The sequence below is a fragment of the Nocardia higoensis NBRC 100133 genome (assembly GCF_000308595.1).
GTDB classification, from domain to species: Bacteria; Actinomycetota; Actinomycetes; order Mycobacteriales; family Mycobacteriaceae; genus Nocardia; species Nocardia higoensis.
The window spans coordinates 107,778-117,991 of record NZ_BAGA01000081.1; the positions used below are offsets into that span (position 1 = coordinate 107,778).

At 64.4% G+C, this 10,214-nt stretch carries 7 protein-coding genes; 5 read left to right on the forward strand and 2 right to left on the reverse strand.

The genetic code is table 11. The annotated features are described in order from the left end of the window. The first annotated feature begins 29 nt into the window (after positions 1 to 29). The 5 genes from ON26_RS15080 to ON26_RS15105 all read left to right on the forward strand — a co-directional run bounded on the left by ON26_RS15080 (position 30) and on the right by ON26_RS15105 (position 8,989). Positions 30 to 3,485 carry a DEAD/DEAH box helicase family protein gene (locus ON26_RS15080; RefSeq protein ID WP_040796760.1) on the forward strand — a complete coding sequence of 1,152 codons (3,456 nt, stop codon included), beginning with the start codon at positions 30 to 32 and terminating at the stop codon, positions 3,483 to 3,485. Between the two features lie 13 nt (positions 3,486 to 3,498). Beyond that, complete coding sequence (locus ON26_RS33415; RefSeq protein ID WP_040796761.1) at positions 3,499 to 5,316, forward strand: DUF8724 domain-containing protein; 1,818 nt, start codon at positions 3,499 to 3,501, stop codon at positions 5,314 to 5,316. After that, entirely contained in the window at positions 5,313 to 6,149 is an 837-nt protein-coding gene (locus ON26_RS15090; protein WP_157171904.1) for a phospholipase D-like domain-containing protein, read from the forward strand. Before ON26_RS33415 ends, ON26_RS15090 begins: the two co-directional genes overlap by 4 nt. Further along, a complete protein-coding gene (locus tag ON26_RS33420; RefSeq protein WP_157171905.1) occupies positions 6,149 to 8,059 on the forward strand; it encodes a hypothetical protein in 1,911 nt (636 codons plus the stop codon). Before ON26_RS15090 ends, ON26_RS33420 begins: the two co-directional genes overlap by 1 nt. Before the next feature lie 171 nt (positions 8,060 to 8,230). Then, complete coding sequence (locus tag ON26_RS15105; RefSeq protein WP_245545860.1) at positions 8,231 to 8,989, forward strand: helix-turn-helix transcriptional regulator; 759 nt, start codon at positions 8,231 to 8,233, stop codon at positions 8,987 to 8,989. Positions 8,990 to 9,016: 27 nt separating this feature from the next. On the opposite strand, the gene ON26_RS15110 is transcribed toward ON26_RS15105, so the two are convergent. Continuing rightward, complete coding sequence (locus ON26_RS15110; RefSeq protein ID WP_040796766.1) at positions 9,017 to 9,739, reverse strand: SDR family oxidoreductase; 723 nt, start codon at positions 9,737 to 9,739, stop codon at positions 9,017 to 9,019. Then, positions 9,736 to 10,005, reverse strand: a complete 270-nt coding sequence (locus tag ON26_RS15115; RefSeq protein WP_040796767.1) for an Atu4866 domain-containing protein — start codon at positions 10,003 to 10,005, stop codon at positions 9,736 to 9,738. The genes ON26_RS15110 and ON26_RS15115 overlap by 4 nt, the downstream gene beginning before the upstream one ends. Positions 10,006 to 10,214 lie beyond the last annotated feature (209 nt).

Here is a 10,214-nt window from a genome sequence, read left to right on the forward strand (position 1 = left end):
AATGCAACCGCACACTGTTCAAGGACGACATGACCGCAGTCACCCCGCACACCACCGGTACCCGGACACCGCCCGTCGACGTCGGCCGCAGTCGGCAGAATCGGGCCGAGGAGACCCTCGTCCGTTACATCCTCGCGGAACTGGTCGATGCGCTGACCGACCGGTCCGGTGGCGAGCACCCTTTCCCCTGGTCTCCTGAGCACAGAGTCCGCATCGGAGTGCTGGGCGCCACGATCGCACCTACGACCGCGCCCGGTACCAGCGAAGGTGGCGAAACCACGCCTCCGACCACGACACCTCCGGTCGAAAACCGCGGAGTCATCGGTGTGGATTTCGTGGTGAAAGGAGCTCCGGCCACCGTCGATCTCACCCTCGAGGTCGGCTACGCCATCTACCAGCCGCTCTTGCCGGCCTTCACCGACGTGTCGGCAGAAGCCGGGCGGCTGACCGCTTCGGCCTCGGACAACTCCCGACGCCGCCCAACAGTCACGCTCAACCCGACCTGGTATCGCGATCAACGCCACGTGAGCCTGTCGATGTCAATCCCCATCATCGGGGACGAGTACACCCTCATCAGCAGCGAGCTGCCGGGAGGCTGCCCGTTGGCAGCAGACGCGCAGAACGCGGTGCGGGACCACTACGCCGGCGCTACCGCGCTCTGGAAGCTGACGAACAACCAAACACTGCCGGTGGCCGCAGTCTCGGGCACCGAGGCGGCCTACCGCCAGACAGTCGACTCGCGCCGTGATCGGCGGTGGACGCCAATCGCTCCGATACCCCGTGTGACCGTCTCGACGCTGCCCACCGTGGACGGGGATACCGCTGTATCGGTATCGATCACCAACGCGTTGGTGATCGAAGCACGCGGCCTACAGGACGTGGCCATCTACGACACGACTCTCTCGGTCACCATCGATACCCCCGAGCTGCTACCCCGCCGACTCGGGTTTGCCGACGACGACTGCCGTTATGCCTCCGCCGCAACAGTGGTCGGCCGGGGGCGTGGGTGCGTCGCCCGTCCAGGAAACAGACCGAATGTGGTGATGGCCGACACTCTTCCGATCCACACCCAGCACCACACCAGTTCCAGCGAGCCGACAGACATCTCGTTCGGTAATCTCGCCGGCAAATGGACTGCCGCGTTGAATTCGCTGAGTGCAGAGATGCGAGGCTTCCACCGTGGCTGGGACTTCAGCGCAGCGCAGACCACCGATGAGCGGCGCCAGATTCAAACCCTCCGAGATCAATTCGAGTCCGAGGTCCAGCGTTTCGAGCTCGGATTGGATCTGCTGCGGACCGATCCGCACCTTGCCCGCGCCTTCGAGCTCGCCAATTACTCCTTCGCTGCAGCCCGCGGGGCGACCGCACGATGGCGACTCTTCCAGCTGGTCTTCATCGTGTCCGAGCTAGCCGCCCTGGCCGGCCGAGAAAACCCTGCCGACCCGCGCCTGCGCGAGGAGCTCGACACCGTTGACGTACTGTGGTTTCCCACCGGTGGCGGCAAAACCGAAGCATATCTCGGACTGATCGTCGTTGCCCTCTTCTACGACCGCTTTCGCGGCAAAGAACGAGGAACCAGCGCATGGCTGCTGTTCCCGTTGCGAATGCTGTCCGTGCAGCAACTTTCGCGGGTCAACGCGATATTGCATCACGCGGAGATCGTGCGTAAGGAGCACAACCTTCCCGGCGACTCCTTCACGCTCGGTTACTTCGTCGGTGCGGGCAATACCCCGAATCGTTTGGCCTACCCCGACACCCACGGTTGGTGGCCCGGCCTGGCGAACTTCGCCAGACAATCGCAGTCAGAGCGCGACAAGAGACGACTCGTCGGTGCGTGTCCCGCCTGCGGTGACGACAACAGCGTCGGCCTGGAATGCGATCTCACCGATCAGCGCTTACGCCATGTATGCCGCGCCTGCGACCATGAGCTGGCGATCCATGCCAGCGACGACGAGACCACCCGCTACCAGTCCTCGGTCGTCGTATCGACCCTCGACAAGGTCTGCGCCTTCGCTCGCAACGGCCAATTGACCGCCATCAACCACGGCCCTTCCGCGAGATGCCCACAACACGGCTGGTACACACACCAGAGATGCATCGCCGAGGGCTGCTCGACCGCACCGTCGACGCACACGCCGCCCACTGGATTCAAGGACCCGACACCGGCACTGTGGGTCCAAGACGAGCTGCATCTCATTCGAGAAGAACTCGGAGTATTCGCCGCGCACTACCACACTTTGCTGGCCGAACTCGCGCGCGGTGCACACAATGAACCCTCCAAAGTGATCGCCGCTACCGCCACCATCGAGCAGTTCGAGGACCAGCTTTCCCAGGTCTACGGCCGCCGGCCGCGCATGTTCCCCACCGGCGGGGGCACTCTGGACCGATCCTTCTACACGACGGTCACCGACGACGTTCGCCGTCTCTATCTCGGCGTCTTGCCCTCGGGCGGTGGCACCGTCAAAGTGGACCTCACCGGCGCGGTCACCGCCCACATCGTCGAACACATCCACCACCTCACCGACGACCCGGCCCCGCTGCTCGCCGCGATGACCGACGCCGGATTAACGCTCACCACGGCCGAAGCAAGGTCGATGCTGTTCGCATACGAGCTCGCACTCGCCTACGTAAACTCCAAAGCACACGGGGTCAACATCGTCGACGATCTCAATCGTCTATCGGAAGACTTCATCAACGCCGGTACCGACCGGGTGCGATCGGAATACCTCACCGGCGAGTCGTCATTGGGCGAGCTCGCCGCGATCATCGCCGAGATCGAGGCATCCGATCCCGCCATGAGTCGGGCAGAACGCATTCGTGGCATCGTGGGCACCTCAGTCGTGTCCCACGGCGTGGATCTCGACCGGCTGAACTTCGAGATCCTCGCCGGAATGCCGCCCACCTATGCCCACTACATCCAGGCAACCGCACGAGCCGGCCGACGGCACGTAGGGCTCGTCATCGACATCTTCGACCGGAACAACCGACGCGAGACATCGATGTACCAGAGCTTCCTTACCACCCACGCAGCCCTGGAACGCATGGTCGAACCGGTTCCGGTCAACCGATTCGCGAGCCGCGCCATCGAGCGAACCCTGCCCGGCATCGTCTGCGCTCTGTTATGGGACGAGACCCGGCACTCGACCTGGGGGACGACGCAGAACATCGGCAAGACCAAACGGTTTCATGAATGGTGGAACGCCAGAGCTGCAGACCTCCTACCCCACATTTCCGAACGTATTGCACGGGCCTATCGCTGCCCGGTTCCGGGCGTCGTCATGCATGCCGACGAACAACGGCTCGTAGACGACGCCCAGCGCCGCTGGCAGGAGATCGAACTTCCCCGTGTCCAACAGTGGCAGTCCGACTGGCTCACCGAGCTGTTCACCGGCCCCGCAATGACCAGCCTCCGCGATGTGGAACTGCCCGCCGAATTCCGCGGCGGCAATCAGGCACAACAGGTCATTTCCCGACTACGCCCCTGAGGAGGGTCCACCGTTGAAGCGCTCGACCACTCAGGTTCTATACCGCTACCTCCCCGGTGCAATTTTCGCCCACGACGACGGCTTCTACGCGCGTGTCCAACGCATCGACGGCCGCCGCGTCAGCGGTGAAATCAACCAGACAGTGCTGCTGGACGAGCTGGCGAACGAAATCAACCGCTGGCATCGCGACCAGATAGGTCTACCGAACCCCCGGACCAACCGCGACGAGTTCGTGTTCATCAGGCCCGAGGAGGTGGTCTGGGACGTCTTCCCACTCTCCTTCGAGTGCGTGAACTCCACCTGCGGTCGTGTTCGGCGCTGGTGGCACCAGGACCAACTCGTTACCGACACCAAACAGACCGGGCGGCTCCGCTGTCAGCACTGCTCCTCGAAGATGCGACAGCTCCGATACCTCACTGCCCACAACTGCGGAGCCATGGAGCCCCTCTACACACCGAGCTGCTCGGCCTGCGACAGCGCAGCAAATTTGTACCTCGAGGATCTCGGGTCATTCCGGGCATCGTCGTGGCGATGCCGCACCTGCGGCAGCGCACGAAGCACCCGCTTCACCCCCTGCGACTGCGGCCGATACTCCGACGGAAACACGCCCTACCGTCAGGGCTACACCGCGCGCGATCAGCGCGTCTGGTATCCCCACGGCCTCACCATCCTCAACATCTCCTCGAACCAGACCTACGACAACCTTCAGCGCAACAACGACCGCGGCGTTGTCGCGCTGGCCTCCTGGCTCGGAGACGAGGAGAACCTGGCCGCGTCGCTCACCGAGCTGAACCAACCCGCCGCCGGCCCACGCATGACGGCCGAGAAGTGGGTCGAGACCGAAGCCACCCTACGGAAAAGTGGCATCGACGAGCTCACCATCGATACGGTCCGACAGCGGCAGGCACCAGCCGCGCTCGGACCGCCCGCGATCATGGCCGGCGTCGACACCGACGTAATAACGATGGCCGCTGAAAGGCCGATGGTCGAACGCGCGGGGCTATTCGACCGCAATGTCATCACCGACCGCCGCAGCTTCACCGAAGTCGTGGCGAGCTCCTCCGGAGCGGCGGCGCGTGCGACCACGTCCGCTGTTTCCAAGGCCATCGCCGGGCTCGGCATCGACGACATCTCCGTCACACAGAGCTTCCCGATCGTGACAGCCAGCTATGGATACAGCCGAGCACGCCGAGAGCCTGGTCAGGCACATCTACGGACCTACGCCGTGACCCATCGGTACAACAACAAGACCCCGATCTTCGCTGTCCCAGCGAACACAGAAGCATTGCTGATCACGTTCGACGCCCAGGCGATCCTCGGTTTCCTGCAGCACGCTGGCCTGTGGGCAGGCACTACACCGGCCACGCTGCGAGATGCGAAGCTGAAGGTTGCCGAGATCCTGGCCGATCGTGATGATGCGAACGGCAGCGCCCGCGTTGTCCGCCGCCTCGTGCACTCCGCCTCGCACGCCCTTCTCCGCGCGCTGGATGACGGCCAAGCCGGCTTCGGCGAATCGAGCCTCGCCGAGTGGATCGTACCCAATGCACTGACCTCGGCCATCTACGTGGTGTCGTATGCCGACTTCACCCTCGGAGCATTCGACACCGTGCAACGCCGCCGAATCGGACCATGGCTCGAGCGAGCCGTGGATACGATCGACCACTGCGACAACGATCCGTTGTGCTCGCAGACCTCGACCTTGCGACCCCATGCTGCCTGCGATCGTTGCCTGTACATGTCGTACGGATGCAGAGTGTGGAACGCCGATCTCGATCGCAAGTTACTACGCCGCTTCTGGTTGTGGACGAGGCAGCGAGCTGCGACACGATGACCGGGATCGTCGACCTTGTTCCCCTCGCCGAACTGCTGGCCAGTACGGTGGGCACTCGCGCAGGTGCCGCTCATCTCGCAGCGCAGATACTCACCAGCGGAGCACAGGCTCTTCCGAGAGACACCGGTGACATCGGCTACACCGTGCGCCAAGAACTGGTCCGCACCGCAGTGGTCGCCGACGATGGCTGCCCAGTGCCGCACCGGGCTGCCGAGCTGGTGATCGTCTGCGAGGTGCTGGCGGCCAGTACGCTGCCCGACTCCAAGCCACCCAGTGAGCAGCGGCTGGTACTTTCCGCGCCAGGAGAAGCCGTGTCGATAGGCGATGCCGAACATCTCGACAGTCTGGTACTCGACGTGATTCGCCGTGCGACCAGCACACTGCACATGGGGGGCGCCTTCTGGAACCACGCCGGCTTCGAGCGCCTCGATGAGGTGCTACTACCGGCGCTGGAGGTCCGCGCCATCGCCACGGTCATCTACGCGAACAACCCTGCAGAGGAGCATCACCACGCAACGCTGTACCGCCACCTCAATCGGCTCGCCCATACCGGCCCGGTTACCGTGCGCTGGTTCACCGGCCCCGCCCCTGCCATGCTGCACGCCAAATTCGTGATCGCCGACCGCCGCATCGGCTATCTCGGCACCGCGAATCTCACCTCATGGGGACTCCGCGGCCACATCGAGGCAGGCGTCGAGTTGACCACAGGCCAATCGGAGCGGTTCGTCCAGTTCCTCGGCGACCTCGAAGTGGCCGGCCATTTCACGGCAACGCCACCCGCCCGAAAGACCACCCGGACAACAGATGACATCCGGCAGAGTAAAAACGGATGATGGCTACCCCTGATGCGCGGCGAAGCGTGCTCCGCCACCTTGACGTGGTCGGCGTTAACACCAGGGCCCGCGCCGAAGCCCGATCCCGGCAGAACGTACTACCACCCCTGACCACTTACCGGTGGTGGGCACGGCGCACCGAGGCCGTGACTGGAGCACTCATAGACGCCGCCAACGTCGACCAACCAGGCCGACTCGTCGTTGCAGATCCGTTCACCGGCGGTGGCGTCATCGCCTTGGCCGCGCTGCTGCGCGGCCACCGCGTCTATGCCCAAGACATCAACCTGTGGGCCGCCCAAAACCTCACCACGATGCTTTCGCTCCCACAGGCGGAGCGACTCGAACCTGCGGCCCATCGACTCCACACCGCAGTGGCGCCCCTACTCGAAACCGCATACTCCACGTCGTTCGAGGACGGCACACCAGCGACAGTGGCGCACACCCTCAGGGTCGCAGTGGTCGCCTGCCCGAAGTGCTGCGATCCCGTACGGCTCTTTCCCTCAGCAATTGTCAGTCTCACCGAACGGGTCGACCAGGGCGGAAGAGCGGGCTGGCTCGCATGCCCGTCCGGTCACCTCCAGTTCGGCGCCGCAGATCGGCGAACCCAGTGTCGAACCTGCAAACGGACCATCCAACCGGGTGCCCGCTACACCCAAGGCCGCAAGTTCCGCTGCCAATGCGGCTACTCTGGCCGAATCTGGGAGTCTGGACAAATACGCTGGGTGCCGATTCTTGTCGAGCGCACCGCCCCCGGCTGTCGCGAGTTCGGACCTCCGAGCGACCACGAACTCATGCTCGCCGCAGACACGTCGTGGCCCCACCAACCCTGCCTCCCCGAGATCCTGCAGGGCACTGAAACCACCGTGCTCCGCCGCTACGGCATGACACATTGGCACCAAGTCATGCCACGCCGCCAGCATGCGGTAATCAACGCACTCGTCGACACGGTCGAAGCCGCCGCCGCAGGAGACAAAGCTATCGCGTCCACGCTCCATGCGGCAGTACTCGGTTCGGTCGAAATGGCCGGTTACCTGTCCCGATGGGACGCCCGCTATCTCAAGGCCTACGAGGCAATGGCCAATCATCGCTACAACGTCACAACCCTTTCCGCCGAACCGAATGTATGGGGGGCTCCACAGTCGGGTCGAGGCACCGTCGGGCGCCGATTGGCCCATCTCGCAAAAGCAGGCAACTGGTATGCCGAACGCCTCGGGCGTACTCCCTCGGTTGCCGGGCCGCTACCCGCTCGACAGCGGCGTTCACGTGGGTCCCGCACCGTTGATGTCCGAGTCGTCGTCGGGTCGAGTACAAGGCTCCTCGCCCCGAGCAACTCGTTCGACCTGGTGTGCACAGATCCGCCATACCACGACGACGTGAAGTACGGAGAACTGTCTGAAATCTTCCGCGCGTGGGCCGGCTTGGACACCTCACGTGTCGATGGCGAGGCAGTTGTATCCACAGATGCCGTTGACACAGACGCCTACGAAGCCACCCTCACCCAAGCCTTCCTCGAAATGCGAAGGACCTTGAAGCCGGACGGCCACCTCGTTCTTTCCTACGCCAATCGCGACCCAGCAGCATGGGTGGCGCTATTCAGTGCACTACAGGCTGCAGGGTTCACAGCGATCGGCTTCCAAGTAGTCCACGCCGAGAACGATGTCGACCACGCAAAGGTGCACCGTCGCGCCTGCAATCTCGATCTGATACTCGACCTCGTGATCGCCACCGATCGCCCTATAGAACAGTTCACCCCCATCGATTCGCAAAGACGAGCAGAGGAGGATGACTTCTGCCGCGCGATGGGGAAGATCGCTCTGCAGATCGGTAGCCTTAAAGGGCCATGGCGCGAGAGGCTACAGCACGTCGTAGCCACACACCCGTTTGTGACAAGAGGCAAGTCCACGATGTAGACGAGTCGGACGGACGCTGCATGCGCTGACTCCGAGCTCAAGTCCGCACTCGACAGCAGTGACGCCATCGCTCGAATCATGGATTCCGACAATCGACTCGGAATGCTACAGCGGACGCGTCGCGAACTGACGTCCGGACGAGTTCGGGATGCCCGCCGACGGCAGCGCGGGGTGTCCGGGGTTCGCGGCAGAGAGGTCGCACAGCTGACCGGGCTGAGCGCCGACTACTACACCCGCCTGGAACAGGGGCGTGAACGCAATCCGTCCGCTCAGGTTCTCGACGCGCTCACGCGGGCACTACGCCTGGACGCGGATCAGGAAATGCACCTGTACCGGTTGGCACGCCTGGCGCCGGGCGTTCGCGGGTCCGGCGTCCGGGAATCGGTCGGGCCCGCGCTTCGGCAATTGGTGAACACCTTCGACGCGACTCCGGCATTCGTGCTGAATCCCACGCTCGACATACTGGCTCGCAATCGACTGGCCGACGCGTTGTTCTCCCCGTTCACCGTGACCGGCAATCTGATGCGCATGGTGTTTCTCGACCCGGCGGCCGAATCGTTCTACGCCGACTGGTCACGGACGGCGCAATCCTCGGTGGCGACCCTGCGATTGGCGGTCGGGCACGGCCCGGATGCCCGCCTGACCGCGCTGGTCGACGAACTCTGCGCGGCAAGCCCGGCTTTCCGGCGACTCTGGGCCCAGGGGCATGTCCGCGGTAAGACCTCGGAGGCGAAGAACCTCATCCACCCCGATGTCGGCCCGCTCAGCCTGACCTTCCAGGCTTTCGACGTACGCGAACGACCCGGGCAACAGTTGGTCGTCTATCAGGCCGAACCGGGATCCCCGAGCGAGCAGGCGCTGCGCCTGCTCGGCACACTCACCGCGACCGAGGAGCGCGAACGGCGCGACGCGCAGACGGGACGGCCCTGATCGAACGGCCGCCCCGGTCGAGCCGCGCTACTGCGCGCTCGCGGCGGGGCGAACGACGATCTCGTTCACATCCACCTCCGCCGGCTGATCGATGGCGAACGCGATGGCATTCGCGATCGCCTCGGCCGGGAGCGCCACGGCGCGATAGATTTTCATGTCCGCGCGCGCCCTTTCATCGGAAATGCTGTCGGCGAGTTCGGATTCCGTCACACCGGGAGACACCACCGTGACCCGCACGTCACCCCCGGATTCCTGTCTCAGACCTTCGGAGATCGCCCGGACCGCGAATTTCGTCGCGCAGTACACCGCCCCCGTCGGCACCACCTCGTAGGCCCCGACCGAGGCGATATTGACGAAATGCCCGCCGCCCTGCGCCCGCATGACCGGCAGCGCCGCGGCGATGCCGTGCAGAACGCCACGGATGTTCACGTCGATCATCCGATCCCATTCGTCGATCTTCGTCGCGGCCAAGGGCGACAGCGGCATGACGCCCGCATTGTTGACCACCACATCGACGCGACCGAAATGCTCCCCGGCCGCCGCCACGAAGGACTCGACATCGGTCGCGTCGGTCACGTCCAGCGCCCGGAATCCCGCCGCGCCCCCGATTTCTCCGGCCAATTTTTCGAGGCGCTCGGTGCGGCGCGCGCCGAGAAACACCTTGTGCCCCTCCGCGGCCAGTTTCCGCGCGGTCGCCGCGCCGATGCCGCTGCTCGCCCCGGTGATCAGGACGACCCTGCCTTCACTCATGACTGCGCGTCCTCTCGGTAGAGAACGAGATGCTCGTGGAACAGCACCCCGTCACGAATGTCGCCGGTCGCGGTGAAACCACTGTCGTCGACGTAGTCCAGATGGTTTCCGGTGACCGTGTAGCTGCCGGTGTACGCGCTGCGGCGCTGTCCGCGCGCCTCGTCGTAGCGTCCGTCCGCGCGCAGTTCCTGGCGGATGTAGCCATCCGCTGTCACCCACATGCCGACGACGTCCGCCCGTTCGGCGATATCTGTCGATTGCCTCATCACGATCCTTCCTCGTAACCCCACGCTTTTCGAGTCTCGCGGGATCTCGGTCGCGCAAACAGGACGTGTCCCGACCGGGTGCGCTACACCCTGCCGCGCGTGGTCAGCCGGTGATGACGCCGAGAACGTCCGTGCGGGAAAGAAAGGACCGGCCCGAGAAGGCTCGCAACACCTTCGTGGAGCTAATGACCCGTGACAATGCCCAGTGA

What these genes read in the sequence shown, in the direction of transcription:
- ON26_RS15115 (WP_040796767.1), bottom strand. Translation starts at nt 10,005, where the DNA reads ATGAGGCAATCGACAGATATCGCCGAACGGGCGGACGTCGTCGGCATG.
- ON26_RS15110 (WP_040796766.1), bottom strand. Translation starts at nt 9,739, where the DNA reads ATGAGTGAAGGCAGGGTCGTCCTGATCACCGGGGCGAGCAGCGGCATC.
- ON26_RS15080 (WP_040796760.1), top strand. Translation starts at nt 30, where the DNA reads ATGACCGCAGTCACCCCGCACACCACCGGTACCCGGACACCGCCCGTC.
- ON26_RS15090 (WP_157171904.1), top strand. Translation starts at nt 5,313, where the DNA reads ATGACCGGGATCGTCGACCTTGTTCCCCTCGCCGAACTGCTGGCCAGT.
- ON26_RS33420 (WP_157171905.1), top strand. Translation starts at nt 6,149, where the DNA reads ATGGCTACCCCTGATGCGCGGCGAAGCGTGCTCCGCCACCTTGACGTG.